Consider the following 21,735-nt stretch of genomic DNA (forward strand, 5'->3'; position numbering starts at 1 on the left):
TGCACTGCGATCAGGTCATGAATATCAGGAACGCGCGGCAAGCCATTCTGTCAGCTTGGCCTCTACCATTTTCCAGGTCGAGAATCGGCGCTTTTCGTAATATAAAGTGCCAGCATGTGGAACTCGCGCGGTTCTGGCGATGCTGGCCATCTGCACCTGTTGCCGCCCATTAAAGACGAAATGCCACAGCACAAAAGGAAACAACCCTATCCAAGTGACACGCTGGGTCGGATATCTCAGACAATACGACAGGAAACGAATGCGTTGCCTCCAAGAAATTGACGTCACGTCGACTGGCCCATTCGCAGGTAACGGCGACATGACGCGAAAAAACAGCCATGGGCAATGCCAATTGTTATAAAGCGCAAACTGGCGCACCAGCGGCAGCAGCCCCCGGTCATGCAAGACATGCAGGCTAAAGGCATGCAAGACATCATGGTCCGGATGCCCGCCTTCCCATGCCAGGAGATAGACACTGGCAAGCGATCCCATCAGGTCGAGCTGCGTCTCCAGGTAATCGGCAGCGACAAAGATATGCTCCTGCAAGCCGCCATCCGGAATGTCAAGTTGCTCACCAGCGAAATAGATATCACTGGCGGCGATACCGAATTCCTGCAATACGCCACGCGATTCTTCATTGCGCAAGGTGGCATCGCCACCTGCCGGCACACCGCTGGTGAAATAGATGCATACGACGCGTCGCCCCTTTTGTTTTTCCTCTGCAATTTTCTGAAAAATCGCAAATTCATCATCCTGATGGGCAAAAAGGAACAGTGATACCGCTGCCTCAGCATGCCCGGTGCCAGACATTTCCGGCGCATTCTTCTTAGTAAGCATCGAAATCCAGGAACGAAAATAAGATGCTTCCAGAATCCAATGCTTTGCCCTGCACCGACAGCGGCCGGAAAATCAAATTCAGCGGAGAAGGACGAAACCGCTGAGGAATGTCCATATATGATCGCAGGCCACCAGCGGAGTTTGGCGTCAATCCCAGGTACAAGCGCAGCGGCGAGGGCCTGGCTGGTTGTACTGCGCGATAAGCCAGAGTAGGGGGCAATTCGGCGTACGCCGGCAGGACATTGCCGAAGGCCCGGGCATGAATGGCAATATGCGCATGTGCGTTGCTGCTGCGAACTCGATTGACCGGGTTGGCACAGCGCCAATCCAGCGACTCCTGACTCCACACGCGTTTAAACTGGGCATCTTTTGCGGCACGGTCCCAATCCAGGCCGAGCGCCCCCACGCCGACCTTCGCTTCAAGTGGCTGAACCAGTTGAAAACCAAGCTTGCGCACAAAACCAGGCGTACTGTTCGCATTTGCCACACCATATACGCTGGCGTAGCCTTGTTCTGCCGCCGCCTGGTAAGTCATTTCAGCCAATTTGGTAAATAGTCCTTTTCCCTGATATTGAGGGTGCGTGGCGGTGTTCAACGACAGCAAGGATTTTTGCACGCTCCCGTTGACACTCAAGGAAGCAGGTATGCACACATAGTGCGCGGCAAGCTTGTCGCCATCAAATGCATCGAATCCAACCACCTGGCCATCGGGATTATGCGCATACAGCCACTCCAGAGCACGCGGTGCGAATTTATCCTGCCTGGAAAAGCATGCAGTAAATAGCGCTTCATAGCGCAGCAGGGATTCTGCGTCTACCCGCACGGGCGAAAAAGTAATCATCGAAATACCCAATATCTACTCAAGAGAAAACCGTTGATTGCGACTACAGGCAGGGAAAGCACCTTGCCTGCCATAAAATCACCCGCCAATTGTACCGATAAGGAGGAGAAAATCATCGTGATAATATAATTAATCGCCACGACGACGGCAAATTTCAATATCGTCGCTCTGGAACTCACCGCACGGAAGGTCACTTTGGCATGCAGCACGTAGTTGGCCAATAACCCGGACAAGAACCCGATCGACACGGCGGCGCCGAAGTGAACACCGGCATGCACCAACAGCTTTGCCAACAGGATGTCGATCATCGCGCACAGCAAGCCGACCCCTACAAAAAAAAGAAACTGCTTGCGTATCAACATCCTGGATGCCGTTCTACGCTGGCGGAACGATGGACGGGACGGCGTGGCACAGAGGAAATATCCTCGGATAGAAATGCCAACACCAACTGTAGGCCGACAATGACGGGCATGGCGGACAACATCACCGTTCCTGCGGGGGTGGATGTGCCGGTTTGCGATGAAATAAACCAATGCACCGCACCAAACACGCCTCCAAAAATCAGCAGAAATATGCCAAGTGGCAACTCAATCGAGCCGAGCGACATATTTCTCAAATAATAATTATAAAAAATCCTCTTTGAGAAATTACGTGCATGCTTGAGCAGAAATTCGCCAACGATGCTGGAAATTTTTAGCCCGCTAACCTCATCACCATATTTGGCATCCATCGGGACATCAATGACAACGGCACGCAATGTATTAAGACGGAACAGCATGTCTGTTTCAAAAAAATAACGGCGGCTAATTTTCTGAAATGGTAAACGTCGTGCGACATCACGGTGTAACGCGGTGTAGCCATTCGTGGGATCAAACAAATCCCAATATCCTGACGATAATTTTGTCATGAAGGAAAGCACGGCATTTCCAAACAAGCGGACCTTGGGCATGGCGCGAATTTCTTCCAGATCATAAAATCTGTTGCCCTTGGTATAGTCAGCTTCACCATTGATGATCGGTGCGATAAAGGAAGGGATAAGGGCTGGATCCATCTGGCCGTCTCCATCAATCTTAATCATGATATCCATACCATCGGCGATAGCGGCCTGATAGCCTGTCATGACGGCGCCACCGACTCCTTGATTTTCCGGGTTTTGCAACACAACAACGCGTGCGTCCAGACAATTCTGTTGCACAAACTTGCCGGATTGGACAGGACAGCAGTCATCGACTACATAAATGCGTGTCACGTCCGCGCCAATACCTGCAATCACGCCTAGAATATGCTCACGAACTTTATAACTAGGAATTACTACAGCAATTTTTGCTTTGTTTTCGTTCACTTTTCACATCCAAAATATTATAAAGAACACAACAAAAGCACGCCTTATCTAGATGGAGATTCCTGCGGCATCAAAGCGCGCCTCCCAGGAATGCTGGCCCCTGAAATCCTGTACCGCGCCAGGCGTGTCCCGATAGCCGAGTGCCTGCTGTACCAGATGTTGCAGATCGCTATCTTCTCGCGCTAAAAAGACACCAGGCTGACCTTCTCGCATTGCCATTTCGCCAAATCGTGTCGATAACACAGGCAAGCCAAGCGCCCGGTATTCGTAGTACTTGATAGGATCAACAGATGCTGTCAATGCCGTGCGCTTGAAGGGAATCAGCCCGACGGAAAATTCCTGCATGTGATTAATGGCTTGCTGGTGCTGACATGCCGGCAACAATTCAATATTACTCGGCAGGTTCTCCGGAATGGCACCAAATACCGGGCCGATCAGGCGCACAGGAACGGAAGGATGCGCGGCAGCCAGCGCAAGCACTAAGTCCCAGTCAAACCATTGCGCAATTGTGCCAACATATCCCAGCATCGGCGATGCAGGCCGCACTGGTAAATTCTTTACTGATGGCAATGTTTCGATAGCACAAGCGTTCAATGCCATGCTCAGGCGCGAACCGCACGCGGCAAACCGCTTGGCCAGCAGCGTTGACGAGACCAATACCTGCCCTGCCTGAGCTGCCACGGCACGCTCACTGCGCTCCATGGCAAACCGGGAAATTCCGCGATAAAACTCGGGGAAGTCATCCATGATATCAAACAGCGTCGTCAACTGCGGATGCCGATGCATCAACTGCAAGGCAAGCTTGCTCGGCTTGCCAAAGGCAAGCAGGCATTGCCCGGCCGCACTGAAACGCTCGACCGCCCGATGAATCCGGCGCCACAAAAAACCATTAATGATGCTCGATCCCGGCAGCGGTTCGATGGGCAGCGCCGATGCTGGCAGCACGGTCAGCCATGGCGGCAAAGGCCGCGGGTGCGCGTGCGCCGGCCGCGTCCGGGAACGTAGTCGCCGCACGTCTTCCAATGCAGGCAGGCGGGTTGGATAGGGATCAATCCACAATACGGCCCCTCCGTGCTTCGCATGAAACCATTCGACGAATTTATGCGGACGCTGAGCAAAGCTATTCCATGCTAACGGCGAGACATAAATCAGACATGTCATGCAAAATGCTCGCGGAGCACCTCGACAATACGTTCAGCACTCTGCCCGTCGCCGTAAGGCGAAATGCCGCGCGCCATCTCCTGGTAGGCCGATTCGTCGTCCAGCAAACGTTGTGTCTCCTCAACGATACGTTCGTAATTTGGCCCCACCAGCTTGACGACACCCTGCTCCACTGCTTCGGGACGCTCGGTCTCATCACGCAATACCAATACTGGCTTACCAAGCGCAGGGGCTTCCTCCTGCACTCCGCCAGAGTCGCTGATAATCAGGTAAGAACGTTTCATGGCGGCGACAAAAGGAGCGTAATCGAGTGGCTCGCACAGGTGAATATTGCTGCTGGCGCCAAGCACCTCGTACGCGACATCCTTGACGTTCGGGTTGGGATGCACGGGATAAAGGAATTGCACATCCGGGTTACGCTCAGCCAATGTGCGGATCGCCCGGCAAATATTGTGGAACGGTGCGCCGAAATTCTCGCGACGATGCGAAGTGACCAGCACCAGGCGCTTGAGCGGATCGATATCTATGCCCAGCTCCAGCTCCTTGTCTGCCGTCATGAGCAAGGCATCGATCACGGTATTGCCAGTCACGATAATATCGCTCTCTGGCGCTCCCTCACGCAACAGATTCTGTCGCGAACCTTCCGTGGGCGCAAAATGCCAGCGCGCAAGGCGACCGGCAATGACGCGGTTAGCTTCTTCAGGAAAGGGGTTTTGCATGTCCCAGGTTCGCAAACCCGCCTCAATATGGCCGAAAGGAATACGATGGTAGAAGCACGCCAACGCTGCCGTCATGACCGTCGTCGTATCGCCTTGCGCCAACAATACATCTGGCTTCTCCGCCAACAACACTTCGTCCAGTTCCAGCAACAACCTCGCCGTCAGCGTGGTCAAAGCCTGGTTGGGGCGCATGATATTGAGATCGATATCGGGTTCGATGCCGAAAAAAGCCAGCACCTGGTCAAGCAGCCCCCTGTGCTGCGCCGTGGCCAGCACCCGGACATCCGCCCATGGCTGCTGCTTCAGCGCCAAGATCACCGGAGCCATCTTGATCGCTTCCGGACGCGTGCCTACGGCACAAATAATTTTTATTTTCGACATATAGTTCCTATCTAATGCACGTTCATTGCCGTGCGAATTGCTGTTTAGCTTGTGGCAAACGCTTACCCGCGATCATCCCGGTCGTATTTATGCGGAACCCAGGGTCCCCACTTGGCTTCATAAGTCGCCTTATTGTCTTCGAACAGTTTCTGGCGGTCGGCGCTTTTCACCTTGTTGAATGAGGCGGACAAGTGATGGTGGATAAAGACATCTTCGGCACATACCACGCGCAAGCCAAGCTGCTCGACGCGGCGGCAGTAATCGTCATCCTCGAAGAAACCGCGGCCAAACGCTTCGTCCAGATCCCCTACCCGTTCATACACGCTGCGCGAGAACATTACGCAGAAAAACGCGGCCGTCTGCAAAGGGAAGGTCTGGCCGATATGCGCACGGGTATAACGCCCGGCCTCCACCAGCATCTGTTCCATGCCGTCATATTCAATGTGGATCTTGGCCTGGTTGCCAATATTGTTCGTGACGGGTCCGATCAATCCGATGGACGGATCGCGCTGCAAGTGCTTGAACAGGGTACGCACCCAGCCTGGCGTGACGTAGGTATCATTATTCAACAACACCAGGTACTCGCCACCGGCAATCGCCAGCCCCTGATTATTGGCCGCAGCAAAGCCACGATTATCACTGTTCAAGATCAGCTTGCGATTCGCCGCACCGGCAGCCCACTCCGTCAAGAAGTCGGGAGAGCCATCAGAAGAGGCATTGTCCACGACAATAATTTCTATTGCCGCATACTGGGTATGGTCTTCCAGGCTGGCCAGGCAGGCACGTGTAAACGCAATATTGTTATAGGTAACCACCACCACGCTGACGAGAGGATCGCGGATGCCGGATTCCGCATGGCTGATCAGCGCCTGGGCGCGGTGCGTCCAGGTCTGTTCCCGCGCAAAATCCTGGCGCTGCGCAATGGCTTGCGCATCGTCGCGTTCCTGGAGGACCGCGTCGATGGCGGACAGGAATCCTTCGGTATCCTGCGCCACGCGTACCAGATCATCGAATTGCTGCATTTCCGGCAAGTCCACGGAAACCACCGGCTTCCCGGCGCTCAGGTATTCATATACCTTGACCGGATTGGTGGCCAGCGTCAGCGGAATCACCTTGAACGGCAGCAGGCAGACATCGAAGGCATGCAAATACTTCGGCAACTGGGCATAAGCAACCTCGCCCGTCATGACCACGTTCGGCAAGTGCGCAAAGCGCGCCTTCGCCTGGACGGTATCGTCGCCGATCAGCAGGATGCAGCAGTCGGTAAAGCGCGCGGCAATTGCTTCGACCAGATCCAGGTCGAACCATTCGGCAATAGCGCCGTAATAGCCGATGATGCGCCGGCCCTGCGGCTCCACGTACAGCGTATCCGGCTTGCGCGCAAAGTGCGAAAACTCGCCCGCATTGCGCACCAGGGCGCGGTGCGGGGTGTGCGTGGAGACGATCTGGTCCAGCCACGCCGAAGTGGTAATGGTCAAGTCCGCATTGCGCATCAGGGCCCGCTCCAGCTGCAACACGGCATCAGCCGTGTTGCCAAATCCTTCGTGGTGATCCATGCAGTCATACACCACGCGGCTGTTGGGCAATACGGCGGCGATGTCGTACCAGAACGGGTGCTCCACCAGAGAGACCATGCTGCGCGAATTGGCCCATTCGAGCACCGCCCCGAGACCGTTGCGCAACTGCAAGACAGTATCGTGTGCAGGCGCCGAGGTATAAATCACCGGCGCGCCTTCGGCATGCAGGCGAATCTGGAACAGGCGCCCTTCGCTATCGAGCTGTTCCTGCTGGAAACCAGGCCGGGCATCGTCAACCAAATTTACCGAGACATAAAAAACGCGGCGTCCGGAAAGGGCCAGGGCCTGTGCCAGTTGCTGCGGACGCTGATGGCGGAAGTGCCAGTCGATGACACCCCAGACGATATAGTCGGGTGCATCACCGGCTTGCGCAGCGGGACGCACGCCAGGTTGTTCGAATGGTACCGTCGCCAGTACCTGCTTGCGAACGGCGACATACGATTTCCCGACGGTTTTCCGGTATGCGCTGACCATGCTGCGCTTGGCCGCGTCCGGCAACGGCAAACGGTGATAGACCTTGCGCAAGCCACGCAGCAATTTTTGACGGTCTTCACTAAGCAAACCGTAGCGCCACATGCGCGCACTGAAGCGTAAAGGTGCCGTCAGGCGCCACGAGCGCGTGCTGCGCATGCTGTCGAGTACTTTCTGCGCTGCCTGTTGGGCCGCCTGTTGGGTCGCCTGCTGGACCACTGCAGACTGACTCAGGGTCTCAAGCGCAGTATTTGCTAACGATACATCTTGCTTCAATTGCATATTCTCTGTCTCGAGTATCGAAACGTCGTGCTGCAGCTTGTCCACTGTGTCCTGCGTTGTCGCCAGGCTTTCCTTGAGCATGTCATTCTCAAAAGCAGATTCCACCATCCGTTGCCGGACATTTACAAGCTCCGCGCTCCCTTCGGCCAAGCGGTGCATCTGTGCCCGATGATCATCTTGCTCGACAAGACAGTCCAGCAACCGTAACTTGAGCTGATTCAGCCAGGCCGGTGCCGCATAGACAAGAACGACTTGTTCGCCTCCCCATAGCGCGCCAGGAAGCGTGCGGCAGTCGACAACGCGTGACCAGGCCAGAGTGAAACCGTTAGGCAGTACCAGTGGTATGTTTTCCGGCAAGAAAGAGTAAAAGTGCTCGTCAATACGTTGCATTTCACGATAAGGCAGAGCCAGCACGACAGCCTTTCCTGCCCGTTGCGCCAAGGTCTGCAAAATCTCGTACGGCGCGTGAAAATGCTCCAGGGTATTCGATGAAAAAACGATGTCAAATTGCCGCGGCGACGCCTGCTCGCCTTCCAGCCAGTTTTCGTTCAAGAATTGCAGCTTGGGGTAACGTACACTGGCCTGCTCGATCGCCACTGCAGAGAAATCAACTCCCGTTAATTGCCGTGCATCGATGTGGCTGGCCAGGCAGTCCGTACCATCGCCCTGCGCGCAGCCCCAATCGACCAGGCTCAAGCCTTGCTGCCGGATTTGATCAAACAGCCAGCGCGGCAGGTTTTCAATGGCGAGGCGCGCAAAGAAACGGGACTGGCGCGGGCCGTCGAATGCTTCCCAATCGGTCGAAAAACGACCGTCCCAATAATTATCGGTATTAATTTTCGTAGCGTCGGTCATTTACTTGAGCAAAATAGAGTGCTGAATGGGGGGCTGAAACTGGCCAAAAAGGCGAGCATCGGACAGGGATGAAAAATAATGGGCGCCTTCCACATATTCATAATAGTGGATATCGCTGTGCTGGCGATTTTCCAGCGCTGCCACCAAGAGATATTTACCTGTCAGCAAGTAATTATTAAGTTGGAACGATACGCTAAATTGTTCCGCATCGGGAAGAACTTTCCCTTCAAAATCATGCGTTGTAGACACAATTAAATCACTCCCTTGCAAATCCTTGATGGAAAAAGCAACGCTGAGATGCTCGCGTGGAATATCCGCAGGGATGCGCAATTCGATGCGGACTTCGATGGCACTATTCCAGTAGTGCACGTTCTTGCGCACACCGTCGGAATCGAGCACTGCTGCCGAAACGATGCTGCCCTTATGCGATCCCCAATGCGTGACTGGGCGCGAATCGAGCAGGATTTCTGGCGTATCGCGGGCGCCAGTCGCCAGGGCCAGGGGATGCTCGCCTTGCCGTTCCGCATTGGTCGCAGGGCTGGACAATTGCTCTGACTCTATCTCCGCATGCAGCAGTTCCTCTTCCGTCTGTTCATCCTGGAACATGTATTCCATATAGCGCCCCGTGACCGGGAATACGTCGCCCTGCTCGACCAGGCGTCCCTTGTCCAGCCACACCACACGTTCACACAGCGTGCGTATCGATCCGACATCATGGCTCACGAAGAGGATCGTCGTGCCCTGCTCCTTGATTTCCTTGATGCGGCGCATGCATTTCGCGACAAAGCGGGCGTCGCCCACGGACAAGGCTTCATCCACGATCAGGATGTCCGGATCGACGTGGATGGCAATCGAAAAGGCCAGGCGCGCATACATGCCGCTGGAATACGTCTTGACGGGCTGATCGAGAAAATCGCCCAACTCCGAAAACTCCAGCACTTCCGCCATGCGCGCCTGCATGTCCTGCGCGGAAAAGCCCAGGATGGCGGCATTGAGCATGACGTTCTCGCGCCCGGTAAACTCGACATTAAAGCCTGCGCCCAGTTCCAGCAAGGCGGCAACGCGCCCTTGCGTGCTGATCGTTCCAGTACTCGGCGCCACCGTGCCGCATATCATTTGCAGCAGGGTGGATTTACCACTGCCATTCCGGCCGATGATGCCCACCGTCTCGCCACGACGGACGGAGAACGAGACGTCGTGCAATGCCCAGAATTCACGGAAATACTGCTTGTTCCCGCGCCGCAGCATTTGCAACAGGCGGTCACGGGGGCGGTCATAGATGTGGTAGCACTTGCTGAGGCCCTCTACTTGAATCGAGATATCAGAGGACATCGGCGAAACCCTTTCTTGTCTTCTGGAACCAGGCAAATCCCAGCCACGACAACAACAGTGTCGCTGCACCATACAGCGCCAACATGCCCAGGTCGGGCAACTTACCCCAGAATAAGACGTCACGCGTCATTTCCACCGCCGGCGTGAGCGGGTTGAAGAGCAGGAGATGGCGATAACTTTCCGGCAAAGAGCTTACCGGGTAGAAAATAGGCGTCAAGAACATCAGGACGGTGGTGACCATGCCGATAAACTGGGCCACGTCGCGCAGGTATACGCTCAGCGATGCCAGTATCCAGCTCAGTCCCATGATGAGCAAAAGCACGGGCAAGATGATCAATGGCATCAGCAATACGGTAGCGTGCGGCACGCCAAACAGCACCGCATACGCAATCAGCCACACGACCAGGCTGATCATGAAGTGAAACAAGGCGGAGCCTGCGCTAACCCAAGGCAATATCTCCAAAGGAAATACGACTTTCTTGACATAGTTTACATTCGCCGTTACCAGGCCAGGGGCACGGTTAATGCATTCAGAAAACAAATTAAAAATGATTAAACCGGCAAACAGGACCAGGGCAAACTCCGTTTTGGAATCGCTGCCCGCATTCCAGCGCGCCTTGAAGACGACGCTGAAAACGAAGGTATAGATCACCAGCATGAAGACAGGATTAAAAAACGACCATAAGATCCCCAGCACGGAACCGCGATAGCGGCCGATGACTTCGCGCTGTATCAATACAAAGATCAGGCTGCGGTTACGCCACAGGCTGGCAGCCATTTCCTTGGGGGAGGTGGAAAAATGCCGCATTAGTGGGCACTCCCTGGCAGCCAGAATGCCTGGCGCACTGACCCCGCGCAACCGGCGACACCGGCACGGTACCGCGTCACGCCTTGCTCCCGTCTTTCAACAGATGCAGCAAATATTGACCATATCCATTTTTGCTCAATGGCTGCGCCAACGCCTGCAACTGCGTGGCATTGATAAAACCTTTGCGATAGGCAATTTCTTCAGGACAAGCCACCTTCAAGCCCTGGCGATTTTCGATGGTCGCGATAAAATTACCGGCTTCAATCAAACTTTCATGCGTACCTGTATCGAGCCAGGCATATCCCCGCCCCATCATTTCCACATTCAGTTGCTTGCGCTGCAGATAAATACGATTCACGTCCGTGATTTCCAGTTCGCCCCGCGCCGACGGCGTCAGGCTGGCGGCGATGTCTACCACCTGATTATCATAAAAATACAGGCCGGTCACTGCATAGTTGCTTTTCGGCACCTGAGGTTTTTCTTCCAGGCTCGTGGCACAGCCACTGGCGTCAAAATCAACGACACCATAGCGCTCGGGATCATGCACGTGATAGGCAAAGACCGTCGCGCCGCTCGGCTGGGCGGCAGCTTGCTCCAGCTGCTTTTGCAGGTCATGTCCGTAAAAAATATTATCGCCCAGAACCAGTGCACACGAGGCGTCGCCGATAAAGTCCTTGCCGATAATAAAGGCCTGTGCCAGCCCATCAGGGCTTTCCTGCACCGCATAGGTGAAATTCAAGCCCCAGGCGCTGCCATCGCCAAGCAATTGCGCAAAGCGCGGGGTATCTTGTGGCGTTGAAATGATCAGAATGTCGCGTATGCCCGCCAGCATCAACGTGCTGAGCGGATAGTAAATCATCGGCTTGTCATACACTGGCAGCAACTGCTTGGACACGGCCATCGTGACAGGATAGAGGCGCGTACCGGAACCGCCCGCGAGAATGATACCTTTTCTTTTATGCATGATCACTTTTCCAAAACTTCGGTCAGCATGCGCGCCACGCCTACCTGCCAGTCTGGCAATTCCAAGCCAAATGCCCGCTGCAACTTATGCAGGGCCATGCGCGAGTTCTTGGGACGCGGGGCGGTCACGGCAAAAGCCGTGCTATCGACCGCGTCGATCGCTTCCGGGGCCACCTTCAAGTTCATCCCGGCCTGACAGGCAGACTCGATGACGAAACGGGCATAGCCATGCCACGACGTCTGCCCGGCGGCAGCCAGATGATAGATGCCGCTCAGCTCAGGGGCAGCACGCGTGGCGCGGATGGCATGGGCCGTCACATCGGCCAGCAGCTCGGCACCGGTCGGTGCGCCGATTTGGTCGCTGACCACGGACAGGCGCTCCCTCTCCGCGGCGAGGCGCAGCATGGTTTTGGCAAAATTATTGCCGCGTGCCGCATATACCCAGCTGGTGCGGAAGATCAGGTGCCGGCAGCCAGCCGCGACGATGGCCTGTTCACCTTCCAGCTTGGTCCGGCCATAGGCGCTCAGCGGCCCGGTGGGGTCGCTCTCGCTCCAGGGCTGCTCGCCGCTGCCGTCAAACACGTAGTCGGTCGAATAGTGCACGAGCAGGGCGCCGCTGCGGGCCGCTTCGCGCGCCAGCACGCCGGGCGCGAGCGCATTGACGGTACGGCACACTGGCTCCTCGCTCTCGGCGCGGTCGACAGCCGTATACGCAGCCGCATTGACGATAACGTCCGGAGCAACGCTACGCACGGTGGCGGCGATGCCGTCCAGGTCACGCAAGTCGCCGCAGAAATCCACGCTGTTGCTGGCCAGCGCCACCACTTCACCCAATGGCGCCAGGCTGCGCTGCAGTTCCCAGCCGACTTGCCCGTTCTTCCCAAGTAACAGAATTTTCATGCGGCTCTCCCTGCATAGTTTGTTGCTAACCAGTCCCGGTATGTTCCCGACTGAACGTGCTCGACCCAGTCCGCATGCTCCAGATACCATTGCACGGTTTTGCGGATGCCGCTGTCAAAGGTTTCCGCCGGCTTCCATCCCAGTTCATTGGCGATCTTGCTGGCATCGATGGCATAGCGGCGGTCATGGCCGGGGCGGTCCGTCACGTAGGCAATCTGGGCGGCGTAGCTGGCACCATCGGCACGCGGACGCAACTCGTCCAGAAGACCGCAGATCGTCCGCACGATTTCGAGGTTCGGCTTTTCATTCCAGCCGCCCACGTTGTAGACCTCGCCCAACCGTCCCGCCTCCAGCACGCGGCGAATGGCGCTGCAATGATCCTTGACGTACAGCCAGTCGCGGATCTGCTGGCCATCGCCATACACGGGCAGGGGCTTGCCCGCCAGGGCGTTGACGATCATCAGCGGGATCAGCTTTTCGGGAAAATGATAGGGCCCGTAATTGTTCGAACAGTTTGTCGTCAGGACGGGCAAGCCATATGTGTGATGGTAGGCACGCACCAGATGGTCGCTGGCCGCCTTGCTGGCCGAATACGGACTGTTCGGCTCGTAACGATGCAACTCCGTGAATGCGGGTTCCCCAGCTGCGAGCGAACCATAGACTTCATCGGTCGACACGTGCAGGAAGCGAAATGCCGCCTTGTCCGGCCCATCCAGGCCGCTCCAGTAGGCCCGCACGCTTTCCAGCAAGGTAAAAGTACCGACCACGTTGGTCTCGACAAACGCCCCGGGAGCATGGATGGAGCGGTCCACGTGACTTTCTGCAGCGAAATTAATTACCGCCCGCGGCTGATACTTGGCGAGTAATTCCGCGACCAGCACGCCATTGCCAATATCCCCCTGAATAAAATGATGGTGGGGATTATGCTGCACAGCAGATAAATTTTCCCGGTTTCCGGCATAAGTCAGCTTATCCAGGTTAATCAACAACTCATCTGACTGTGCCAGCCAGTCGAGGACGAAATTACTGCCGATAAAGCCTGCACCGCCGGTAACAATCACACTCATATTTATTATATTTTATTAAAAATTGCTGCAACTAAAAGGGCCAGATTACCTGCCGTGCTTTGGCGGCGCACGCCGCAGCGTGCCAGCAGCCAAAGCCGCGGCACCAACCATGTCTGCCTGGCCCTGGAAAAATCATCCAGGATACGTTTGTTTTCCGGCGTCAAATTGCCATACAGGCGCTGAAGAGACTCGATATTGCGGTCATTCCAGCTGCGAAACCAGCCATTCCACAGACGCGTGCCGCGCGACCAGCGCGCCTGCCAGCTGATGTTGGTGCCGACCAGATTACCTTCGTGCTGGCGATACCTGACGCCAGGCGCCGCATCATAAAAAACCTTGCCGCCACAACCACTGACAACCATATAGGCCCAGCAATCGTGCGATACGATGCTGACGTCCTTGCCGGCCTTGCGCAACAACTCCCTGGCGGCATCATTGAACACCATGGTGTTACCGCCGCCGATGCTTTGTATCAGGGAATTGGCAAAATTTGGCGCCCGCGTGAACAAGGGCGACAAGCCTATCGGCTGATTGTCGATATCGACCAGCAAAGCGCGGGAACAATACAAGGCGGGGGTATCGGCCGGAACGGTGCGCAACCATTCCACGGCGCGCTGCAGTTTGTCCGACTCCCAGATATCGTCCTGGTCAGAGTATGCGTAATAATCGGCAACGATATCGGCATCGCAACTGAGCGAAAGAAAATTCGCAGCGAAACCCTGCGCCGGCCCCGTGTGCATCGACAAGCGCTGCTGGCCCCATTTCTGCTGGTATTCTTCGAGAATGGCATGGGTATCATCGAGCGAACCGTCATCGGAAGCCCATACCTCCCAGTTGGGATAAGTTTGCGCGGAAAAAGAATCAAGCTGATCGGCCAGAAAGTGCTGCCCATGATAGGTGCATAGCAAAATTGCAATTTTTTGCATGCGCGCCGACTCGCCATCGTCGATATCCGCTGACTGCGTCGTGCCGCTCTTCCGCAAGGCCAACACACCGCCGGGCAACCGCTCCTTGAGAAAAGCTGCTGGCTCGTTAGCCATCATTCTATTCAATTGACTCACTCGTACTCATCTCCACCATTGATCACTCCCGACATTTTCGACGTGCGGAGTACTTTAAGTCCTGAAGTATCGCAGAGATCAGCGCTTTTTAATAAGCTGGTAACATTATGTAACAACAAGATTTTCATTTTATTTTAACATCAATAGCATTTTACTCATAGTCGCACACCATGCAGAAAATGAAAGTCAAGCCACTTGAGATTAACAAAAAGCAATTAAATAGAATGATTGATAAATAATAAATTCAAGGATTTATTATTTATCAATGTTGACATGAAGATTGGGCAAATGCCGCCCAACTTATATTTGCGGGAAGAGAAAACTCAGCCTGTTCGAAAAATCTGGCGGAGCACTATTTACCACCAAGAAATAGCACGACGGCTGGCCAGGCGCCGCCACCATACGCGGACAAGCCATAGATCCGACAACCTTGTCAAGCAGCTGCACCATGGGGACAGGCTGCCCCATGCCTTATGACAAGGAAAATCAGAACGCTTTAGGCAAACTACTTCGACAAGCCGCCCAACAGCGCCGCCAGCTTCTGCTTGGGTTTGCTCGCTGGCGGATTTACGGCAACCACGGGAGCAGCTTTGGCAGGCTCATACGGCTTGAGGAACCAGGGATCGGTTTTCTCACGGCGGGCACCGGGGCCGAAGGCGGGACGGGTACCGCGCTCGGCGGAACGCGCCGCGGCATCGCCCGCGTAGCGGCTGTCGGACGGACGCGCCGGACGCGCCTCGCCACCTTCCGCACGGCGTGGCGGACGGCGTTCGCTGTCGCTGCCGCGCGCAGGGGCGGGTGCAAAGCCTGTCAGTTCGCCGCGCTTGATGCTTTGCTTGATGAGTTTTTCGATATCGGCCAGCAGGCGCTCGTCCTTGTCCGAATAGATCGAGATGGCGTCGCCCGAAGCGCCGGCGCGGCCCGTGCGGCCGATGCGGTGCACATAGTCTTCCGCGTTGTATGGCAGATCAAAATTGATAACGCAAGGCAAGTCGGAAATATCCAGGCCGCGCGCCGCCACGTCGGTGGCAACCAGCACGTCGATCTCGCCCTTCTTGAATGCTTCCAGCGCCGCCATGCGCTCCTGCTGGCTCTTGTCGCCGTGGATCGCGGTGGCGCTCATGCCTTCCTGTTCCAGCACGCGGGCCAGGCGCGATGCGCCAATCTTGGTATTCGAGAATACGATGACCTGTTTCAGGTCGCGCTGGCGCAGCAGATGGGCCACCAGGGCATGCTTCTGGTCTTCCGGCACCTTGTAGACCACTTGCGTGACCTTGTCGGCCGTCTGGTTGCTGCGTGCCACTTCGATCGTCAGCGGATCGTTGAGGAAGGTGCCGGCCAGCTTCTTGATTTCCGGCGAGAATGTGGCCGAGAACATCAGGTTCTGGCGTTGTTTCGGCAACAAATTGATGATGCGCTGCAAGTCTGGCAAGAAGCCCATGTCCAGCATGCGGTCGGCTTCATCCATGACCAGCATCTGCACCTGGCCCAGGCTGATGTTCTTTTGCTCGATATGGTCGAGCAAACGGCCCGGCGTGGCGATGACGATTTCCACGCCGCCACGCAGGATGACGGTTTGTGGCTTCATGTCCATGCCGCCGAAGACGACGGTCGAGCGCAGCGGCGTGTGCTTGGCGTAAGCCTTGACGTTCTCGGCCACCTGCACCGCCAGTTCGCGCGTCGGCGTGAGGATCAGCGCGCGCACGGGATGGCGGGCGGGCGACATGCTGCTGCTGGCATGCGCCAGCAGCAATTGAATGATCGGCAAGGAAAACCCGGCCGTCTTGCCGGTACCCGTCTGCGCGGCACCCATCACGTCGCGGCCTTGCAGCACCACGGGAATGGCCTGTTCCTGGATCGGCGTCGGGTGGGTGTACCCTTGTTCGGTCAAGGCACGCAAAATTTCGGGAGCCAAGCCGAAATCGGCAAAACTGACGCTGGCAGCAGCGGGAGCAACAGGAGCAACAGGGGGAGCGGCAGGCGCCGCTTCAGGGGAAATCGCCGGGCTAGGCGTAGGAGTCGATTCAGTTTCAGACATAAATTTTCTGGTGTGCCTCCGCACTGCGGAAGCCATGCTTTCTCAATAAACAACATTTCGGGGCACTGGCAGCTCCGTTTTGCAAGCCATGGATCATCGTTCTTGCCGCACCTCTCTGCTCCGGGACATTCTGTACGGCGAGTGCGGGAGCGTTGGGGAGGTGTGCTGCGATGGCGGCGGAGATCGCGCCGGCGGAACATCGCGCGCAGAAGATACAATATCAGTGCTGTAAACGATACCCTAATTCACCGCCACTGTACACGGAAACCGTGATTTTTGAGCAAAAAGCGTTCCAGCAAGGGGCGGCCGGAATGCCGTATGATGCCCGCTTCGACGCTCTTCCCGCCCACTTCCGCCGCCATGTCCACCTCTGCCCTGCCACACGACCCACCGCCGCAGCCACCCGTCAGGCCGGGCAATGACGAATGCTGCCACAGCGGCTGCACGTTTTGCGTGCTGGAAATGTACCAGGAAGACCTGGCAGCCTATGAGGATGCCTTGCGGGCCTGGCAGCAACGCCAGGAGGAAGCGCGCACACCTGCCGCTGCCGAACGCCTCAAACCTCGCAAGACACCCAGAAAGCCTTAAAAGCTTTCCCACTCATCGGCCGGCGCCGTGCTGCGCGCGCTACTGGCCAGCTTACGCGGCACCATCACGGGCGCCGCCACGCTTGCCCCTGTCGGCACCGGACGCGATGCGGGCACGGCCACACGCACGCTGTTAACGTCGAGCTTGAAGATGCTCACCACCTCGCTCAGGCTGGCCGCCTGCTCCTGCAACGATTCCGCCGCTGCGGCTGCCTCTTCCACCAGGGCCGCATTTTGCTGCGTGACCTGGTCCATCTGCGCGATTGCCTGGTTGACTTGCTCGATGCCGGCGCTCTGCTCGTTGCTGGCGGCCGTGATCTCGCTCATGATGTCCGTCACGCGCGTGATGCTGGCAACGATGTCATCCATCGTGCGGCCCGCCTGGTCCACCAGTTTCGAGCCCGCCTCGACTTTCTCTACGGAATCGCCGATCAGCACCTTGATATCCTTGGCCGCCGCTGCCGAGCGCTGTGCCAGGTTGCGCACCTCGGTTGCCACCACGGCAAAGCCACGGCCCTGCTCGCCTGCGCGCGCCGCCTCGACAGCCGCATTCAGCGCCAGGATATTCGTCTGGAAAGCGATGCCATCGATGACGGCGATGATGTCGACGATCTTGCGCGACGAGGCATTGATCGACGCCATCGTGCCCACCACTTCGCTCACCACCTTGCCGCCTTCGACGGCGATGCTCGACGAAGTCAGCGCCATGGTATTGGCCTGGCGCGCATTGTCCGCATTCTGCTTCACGGTCGAAGTCAGCTCTTCCATCGACGATGCCGTTTCCTCCAGCGAACTGGCCTGCTCTTCCGTGCGCGAGGACAGGTCCTGGTTGCCGGCCGCGATCTGGCTCGACGCCGTCGCCATGGTATCGGTGCCGCTGCGCACCTGGCCCACCAGGTTTTGCAGGCTGGCATTCATGTCTTTGAGGGCCTGCATCAATTGCCCCGTCTCATCTTGCGACTGCACCACGATGTGCGCCGTCAGGTCGCCCGCCGCCACCTGGCGCGCCACGCCAACGGCTTCGACCAGGGGACGCGCCACGCTGCGCGCCACCCACAGGGCCAGCAGCATGCCGACGACAACGATGCCCACCAGCAAGCCGATCAGGCTGGCGCGCGAAGTGGCGTAGGTGGCATCCGCGCTGGCGCTCGAGCGCACGCCGCCATCGGTATTAATAGCCACCAATTTATCCAGGGCCACCATCATGTCGGCCATGACCTTGGCCGACTGGCCCACGGCCAGCGCCCGCGCCTCTTCCTTTTTCATCTCCCGCGACAGGCTCAGCATGCTCGCGTGCAGGCGCATGAACTCCTCATTGAGGGCCAGGAAACGCTCGAAGATTTCCTTTTCCCCCGGCTCGGAGATCAGGGTGCGGTAGTTGTCGCCATCCTTCTTCAGCTTGGCCTGCGTTTCCGTCATGCGCGTCTCGTTCTGCGCCATGTCGGCATCCTGCGCCGCCAGCATGTGCGCCAATTCCCAGCGGCGGAAATCGCTGACATCGCTGCGCATGGACATGGCGGCCAGCACGCTGGGCATCCAGTTGGCGGACAGGTCGGTCGACGCGTCGTTGATGCGCGCCATGGAAAAGATGGCCGACACGCCCAGTGCTGCCGTCAACAACAGCACGGCGCCAAACGACAAAATCAGTTTGGTGGCAATTTTCAGATCAAAAAACCATTTCATGCGCTGCTTCCTTCATTAATCAGTGGGGCAAAAACAGGGGCGCACGCAAGCGAATGCCCGTGCGGCCAAAGGAGCGAAGAACGACAGGCATGACAGGAGAGACAGCTGCGGCGAGCAGCGGAGCCAGGACAAGAATCCGTGCAGCAAGCCGGGCCGCCCCGCCGGTGCATACTGAAACGCAAGTCAAATTTCCGCAACGCAACATTTTATCACTGCGACTGTTGGACGCAGAATGGTTTGATCAAGGCATGCGGCTAAAGTTCGCTTTATGCCGGCTACGTGTCGCATTTTTGCCAAATCACTGTTATTTCCATATGGAAAAAATAAGAACCTGGCGTAGGAGTCGGATGACACGAGGCAATGTTCCTAGCCTACATAAGCGCGTCGGCTCATCTGATGCCTGGCAGCGCGGCATCGTCTTATAGTGGATACATCAGCACAACGCTAGCAAGCCAGAAGCGCAGCGCCATCCAACAAAATCAGAAGACGAGGCCATATCATGTACAAAGCTTATAGCAACCTGACATCCGTAACGACCAGCAACGCCCAACACGACTGGCAAGCGGCCCCAGCCAAAGCGAAGGCCTCGCCGATGATCAGCATCACCGGCGCCCAACAGAACGAATTGCTGCGCGCCTTGTCGCGCACCGATCTGGAGCGCCTGTTTTGCCAGCTCGAACTGGTTGCCTTGCCCGCCGGAAAACACTTGTTCGATTGCGGCGGCAAGATTGAATACACCTACTTCCCCACCAACGCCATCGTTTCGCTGCTGTATGTCATGGAAGACGGCGCCACCACCGAAATCGCCGTCATCGGCCGTGAAGGCGTGGCCGGCGTGGTGCTCTACGAAGCCGAACGCGCCACCTGCACGGCCATCGTGCAAAGCGCGGGCTACGGCTACCGCCTGAAAACGGCCTTCCTGCGCGAAGTGTTCCAGGAAGGGGGCGCGCTGGCGCAACTGCTGATGCGCTATACCAGCGCCATGTTTGCGCAAATGGCGCAGAATGTGGTGGGCGGCCGCCATTGCAGCATCGAACAAAAGCTGTGCCGCTGGCTGCTCGACCGCCTCGACCGCTCCCTGTCGAACGAACTGAAAGTCACGCAGGACACCATGGCCAACATGCTGGGCGTGCGGCGCGAAAGCGTTACCGTCACGGCGCGCAAGCTGCAGGACGAAGGCCTGATCCAGTATCGCCGCGGCACCGTCGAAGTACTGGACCGTGAAGGCCTGGAAGTGGCCGCCGGTAATTGCTACAAGGCCGCGCGTGCCGGCTTCGAACAATTCCGCAGCGGCATCAGCGGCATCAGCGCCCACAATTAAGCCGTCACTGCAGGATTCCTGAAAAGCACGCTGCGGCGTGCTTTTTGCATGTCAGCAGGACAAAACGTGCGTCACGGAAATATTCGCTATGCTTCAATGTGCATCGCAACATACCCACTTTGACCCACATCAAGGAGTATGCAATGAGCGGCACATTACGTGAGCAATTGATCGGCACCTGGCACTTGCAGTCCTACACGGAAACGGCAGTCGGCGAATCGCAGGCCTCCTATCCCCTGGGCGAGGATGCCCAAGGCACCATTCTGTATACACCCGACGGCTACATGGCCGCGCAACTGATGCGCCAGGGACGCAAGGCCTTCCCGGGCGGCGACATCTACCAGGCCAGCGCGGACGAATTCCGCGACGCAGCAAGCGCTTACCTCAGCTATTCCGGCCCCTATCACGTCGATGAGCAGCAAGGCTTGCTCAGCCACGCCGTGGAACTGTCGCTCTTCCCCAACTGGATAGGCCAGGTACAGCAGCGGGTCGCCAGGCTGGACGGCGACACCTTGCACTTGAGTACCTACAAGCCGATGCTGGCACGCGGGCGCGAAGTGATCGCCCACCTGCGCTGGAAACGCGCCGCGCCGCCGGCCGCGCTCCTTGCACTCCTTTAACCGGCTGCCGGCCGTTTTTTCCTGCACAGCCGGGCAAGCCGTCCGCGAACACATGATGGGCCGGCGCGAACGCCGTCCGTTCCGGTGCGTCAAAAACGCCCGCCAGCAAGGAGATCATCGGCGCATCATCGATGGACGCGCCCCCCACCCGGAGCGCCAGTGGCGCATCCATAGGGCATTGGCAAAAACGGCCGGCGCAGCCATGCGCACTGACACCCTCGCCTGCCGCCTCGAAGCGCACGATGCCGCATCAGCCGCCGCCCTCGCGCACTACCTTCTCCGCGGTGCTTCCTTTTGCATTAGCGCAACGACCGTGACCCGGTACAATATTGCCATCAATATATTTTGGACTGAAAGATTCGATGGACGACATCAATTGCGAAGGACTGCCCCATATCCGCGTGCTGGCAGGCGAAAATAAAGCAGGCCCCGTGTATGAAACGCTGCCCGCGCGCCAGATCGACGAGCACGTCTACGAACTGCTGGCCTCGCCCGGCCTGACGCTGAACCTGGCGCGTGGCGACGTCGTCAGCATTGCCGATCCACTGGCCCCCGCCGAAGTCTTGAAGCGCGGTGGCAACTTCTGCATCCAGATCTATGCCGATGAACTGGAACAATCTGCGATCGACCAGCTCGAACGCGAAGTGCAGGAACAGCTGGGCGGCACGCTCGACGGCCAGTACAAGGGCAACCTGGCCTTCAGCGTACCGGCACACCACGGCTTCTACAACGTCAACGGCCCCTTCGACGCCTTCCGTGCAGCAACAGGTGTGGAATGGTACTTCGCCAACATCTACGCCAACCTCGACGATGACGATGACGAAACCTTGCTCAAATGGTGGGAAGGGATGTAAGTGCCGGGTGACGCCGCGTGTCGTCTTCGCCAGCC

The 21,735-nt window shown here is 57.2% G+C and carries 19 protein-coding genes; 4 read left to right on the top strand and 15 right to left on the bottom strand.

What is annotated here, in order from left to right:
- Window positions 1-24 precede the first annotated feature (24 nt).
- From ACZ92H_RS03865 to ACZ92H_RS03930, 14 genes are all read right to left on the bottom strand, one after another.
- Window positions 25-837, bottom strand: a complete 813-nt coding sequence (locus ACZ92H_RS03865; protein WP_465047978.1) for a PIG-L deacetylase family protein — start codon at window positions 835-837, stop codon at window positions 25-27.
- Window positions 827-1,678, bottom strand: coding sequence for a GNAT family N-acetyltransferase (locus ACZ92H_RS03870; RefSeq protein ID WP_465047977.1), 852 nt, complete (start codon window positions 1,676-1,678; stop codon window positions 827-829). Before ACZ92H_RS03870 ends, ACZ92H_RS03865 begins: the two co-directional genes overlap by 11 nt.
- Window positions 1,675-2,040: a GtrA family protein gene (locus tag ACZ92H_RS03875; protein ID WP_465047976.1), complete on the bottom strand. Its 366-nt coding sequence runs from the start codon at window positions 2,038-2,040 to the stop codon at window positions 1,675-1,677. Before ACZ92H_RS03875 ends, ACZ92H_RS03870 begins: the two co-directional genes overlap by 4 nt.
- Window positions 2,034-3,020 (bottom strand): glycosyltransferase family 2 protein, encoded by a 987-nt coding sequence (locus ACZ92H_RS03880; protein ID WP_465047975.1) that lies wholly within the window; start codon window positions 3,018-3,020, stop codon window positions 2,034-2,036. The genes ACZ92H_RS03875 and ACZ92H_RS03880 overlap by 7 nt, the downstream gene beginning before the upstream one ends.
- 48 nt (window positions 3,021-3,068) lie before the next feature.
- Entirely contained in the window at window positions 3,069-4,181 is a 1,113-nt protein-coding gene (locus ACZ92H_RS03885) for a glycosyltransferase family protein (protein ID WP_465047974.1), read from the bottom strand.
- The gene (gene wecB, locus ACZ92H_RS03890) at window positions 4,178-5,281 is read right to left on the bottom strand and encodes a non-hydrolyzing UDP-N-acetylglucosamine 2-epimerase (protein ID WP_465047973.1); all 1,104 of its coding nucleotides are present in this window, start codon (window positions 5,279-5,281) and stop codon (window positions 4,178-4,180) included. Before wecB ends, ACZ92H_RS03885 begins: the two co-directional genes overlap by 4 nt.
- Window positions 5,282-5,343: 62 nt before the next feature.
- Window positions 5,344-8,466 (bottom strand): glycosyltransferase, encoded by a 3,123-nt coding sequence (locus ACZ92H_RS03895; RefSeq protein WP_465047972.1) that lies wholly within the window; start codon window positions 8,464-8,466, stop codon window positions 5,344-5,346.
- Window positions 8,467-9,798, bottom strand: a complete 1,332-nt coding sequence (locus tag ACZ92H_RS03900; RefSeq protein ID WP_465047971.1) for an ABC transporter ATP-binding protein — start codon at window positions 9,796-9,798, stop codon at window positions 8,467-8,469.
- A complete protein-coding gene (locus tag ACZ92H_RS03905) occupies window positions 9,788-10,606 on the bottom strand; it encodes an ABC transporter permease (RefSeq protein WP_465047970.1) in 819 nt (272 codons plus the stop codon). Before ACZ92H_RS03905 ends, ACZ92H_RS03900 begins: the two co-directional genes overlap by 11 nt.
- 76 nt (window positions 10,607-10,682) lie before the next feature.
- Window positions 10,683-11,570: a glucose-1-phosphate thymidylyltransferase RfbA gene (gene rfbA, locus ACZ92H_RS03910; protein WP_465047969.1), complete on the bottom strand. Its 888-nt coding sequence runs from the start codon at window positions 11,568-11,570 to the stop codon at window positions 10,683-10,685.
- Window positions 11,571-11,572: 2 nt separating this feature from the next.
- On the bottom strand, window positions 11,573-12,469 hold the full coding sequence (gene rfbD, locus ACZ92H_RS03915) for a dTDP-4-dehydrorhamnose reductase (protein WP_465047968.1): 897 nt from the start codon (window positions 12,467-12,469) through the stop codon (window positions 11,573-11,575).
- Entirely contained in the window at window positions 12,466-13,536 is a 1,071-nt protein-coding gene (gene rfbB, locus ACZ92H_RS03920; protein ID WP_465047967.1) for a dTDP-glucose 4,6-dehydratase, read from the bottom strand. The genes rfbD and rfbB overlap by 4 nt, the downstream gene beginning before the upstream one ends.
- 5 nt (window positions 13,537-13,541) lie before the next feature.
- Entirely contained in the window at window positions 13,542-14,579 is a 1,038-nt protein-coding gene (locus tag ACZ92H_RS03925; protein WP_465047966.1) for a glycosyltransferase family 2 protein, read from the bottom strand.
- 523 nt (window positions 14,580-15,102) lie between these two features.
- Window positions 15,103-16,635: a DEAD/DEAH box helicase gene (locus ACZ92H_RS03930; RefSeq protein ID WP_465047964.1), complete on the bottom strand. Its 1,533-nt coding sequence runs from the start codon at window positions 16,633-16,635 to the stop codon at window positions 15,103-15,105.
- Window positions 16,636-16,953: 318 nt separating this feature from the next.
- On the opposite strand from ACZ92H_RS03930, the gene ACZ92H_RS03935 reads away from it, so the two are divergent.
- Window positions 16,954-17,223, top strand: coding sequence for an oxidoreductase-like domain-containing protein (locus ACZ92H_RS03935; protein ID WP_465047963.1), 270 nt, complete (start codon window positions 16,954-16,956; stop codon window positions 17,221-17,223).
- Here the strand turns inward: ACZ92H_RS03935 and ACZ92H_RS03940 are convergent.
- Window positions 17,220-18,905: a methyl-accepting chemotaxis protein gene (locus ACZ92H_RS03940; protein WP_465047962.1), complete on the bottom strand. Its 1,686-nt coding sequence runs from the start codon at window positions 18,903-18,905 to the stop codon at window positions 17,220-17,222. The genes ACZ92H_RS03935 and ACZ92H_RS03940 overlap by 4 nt on opposite strands.
- 592 nt (window positions 18,906-19,497) lie before the next feature.
- Here ACZ92H_RS03940 and ACZ92H_RS03945 point away from each other — a divergent pair.
- From ACZ92H_RS03945 to ACZ92H_RS03955, 3 genes are all read left to right on the top strand, one after another.
- Window positions 19,498-20,226 carry a Crp/Fnr family transcriptional regulator gene (locus ACZ92H_RS03945; RefSeq protein ID WP_131372395.1) on the top strand — a complete coding sequence of 243 codons (729 nt, stop codon included), beginning with the start codon at window positions 19,498-19,500 and terminating at the stop codon, window positions 20,224-20,226.
- Window positions 20,227-20,369: 143 nt separating this feature from the next.
- Window positions 20,370-20,846 (top strand): lipocalin-like domain-containing protein, encoded by a 477-nt coding sequence (locus ACZ92H_RS03950; RefSeq protein ID WP_131372060.1) that lies wholly within the window; start codon window positions 20,370-20,372, stop codon window positions 20,844-20,846.
- Window positions 20,847-21,208: 362 nt separating this feature from the next.
- A complete protein-coding gene (locus ACZ92H_RS03955) occupies window positions 21,209-21,700 on the top strand; it encodes a DUF4265 domain-containing protein (RefSeq protein ID WP_465047961.1) in 492 nt (163 codons plus the stop codon).
- The last annotated feature ends 35 nt before the right edge of the window (window positions 21,701-21,735 follow it).

The organism is Janthinobacterium foliorum, from assembly GCF_978021625.1.

What these genes read in the sequence shown, in the direction of transcription:
- rfbD (WP_465047968.1), bottom strand. Translation starts at nt 12,469, where the DNA reads ATGAAAATTCTGTTACTTGGGAAGAACGGGCAAGTCGGCTGGGAACTG.
- ACZ92H_RS03940 (WP_465047962.1), bottom strand. Translation starts at nt 18,905, where the DNA reads ATGAAATGGTTTTTTGATCTGAAAATTGCCACCAAACTGATTTTGTCG.
- ACZ92H_RS03930 (WP_465047964.1), bottom strand. Translation starts at nt 16,635, where the DNA reads ATGTCTGAAACTGAATCGACTCCTACGCCTAGCCCGGCGATTTCCCCT.
- ACZ92H_RS03935 (WP_465047963.1), top strand. Translation starts at nt 16,954, where the DNA reads ATGATGCCCGCTTCGACGCTCTTCCCGCCCACTTCCGCCGCCATGTCC.
- rfbA (WP_465047969.1), bottom strand. Translation starts at nt 11,570, where the DNA reads ATGCATAAAAGAAAAGGTATCATTCTCGCGGGCGGTTCCGGTACGCGC.
- rfbB (WP_465047967.1), bottom strand. Translation starts at nt 13,536, where the DNA reads ATGAGTGTGATTGTTACCGGCGGTGCAGGCTTTATCGGCAGTAATTTC.
- ACZ92H_RS03885 (WP_465047974.1), bottom strand. Translation starts at nt 4,181, where the DNA reads ATGACATGTCTGATTTATGTCTCGCCGTTAGCATGGAATAGCTTTGCT.
- ACZ92H_RS03865 (WP_465047978.1), bottom strand. Translation starts at nt 837, where the DNA reads ATGCTTACTAAGAAGAATGCGCCGGAAATGTCTGGCACCGGGCATGCT.
- ACZ92H_RS03900 (WP_465047971.1), bottom strand. Translation starts at nt 9,798, where the DNA reads ATGTCCTCTGATATCTCGATTCAAGTAGAGGGCCTCAGCAAGTGCTAC.
- ACZ92H_RS03945 (WP_131372395.1), top strand. Translation starts at nt 19,498, where the DNA reads ATGATCAGCATCACCGGCGCCCAACAGAACGAATTGCTGCGCGCCTTG.
- ACZ92H_RS03925 (WP_465047966.1), bottom strand. Translation starts at nt 14,579, where the DNA reads ATGATGGCTAACGAGCCAGCAGCTTTTCTCAAGGAGCGGTTGCCCGGC.
- ACZ92H_RS03870 (WP_465047977.1), bottom strand. Translation starts at nt 1,678, where the DNA reads ATGATTACTTTTTCGCCCGTGCGGGTAGACGCAGAATCCCTGCTGCGC.
- ACZ92H_RS03875 (WP_465047976.1), bottom strand. Translation starts at nt 2,040, where the DNA reads ATGTTGATACGCAAGCAGTTTCTTTTTTTTGTAGGGGTCGGCTTGCTG.
- wecB (WP_465047973.1), bottom strand. Translation starts at nt 5,281, where the DNA reads ATGTCGAAAATAAAAATTATTTGTGCCGTAGGCACGCGTCCGGAAGCG.
- ACZ92H_RS03905 (WP_465047970.1), bottom strand. Translation starts at nt 10,606, where the DNA reads ATGCGGCATTTTTCCACCTCCCCCAAGGAAATGGCTGCCAGCCTGTGG.
- ACZ92H_RS03955 (WP_465047961.1), top strand. Translation starts at nt 21,209, where the DNA reads ATGGACGACATCAATTGCGAAGGACTGCCCCATATCCGCGTGCTGGCA.
- ACZ92H_RS03950 (WP_131372060.1), top strand. Translation starts at nt 20,370, where the DNA reads ATGAGCGGCACATTACGTGAGCAATTGATCGGCACCTGGCACTTGCAG.
- ACZ92H_RS03895 (WP_465047972.1), bottom strand. Translation starts at nt 8,466, where the DNA reads ATGACCGACGCTACGAAAATTAATACCGATAATTATTGGGACGGTCGT.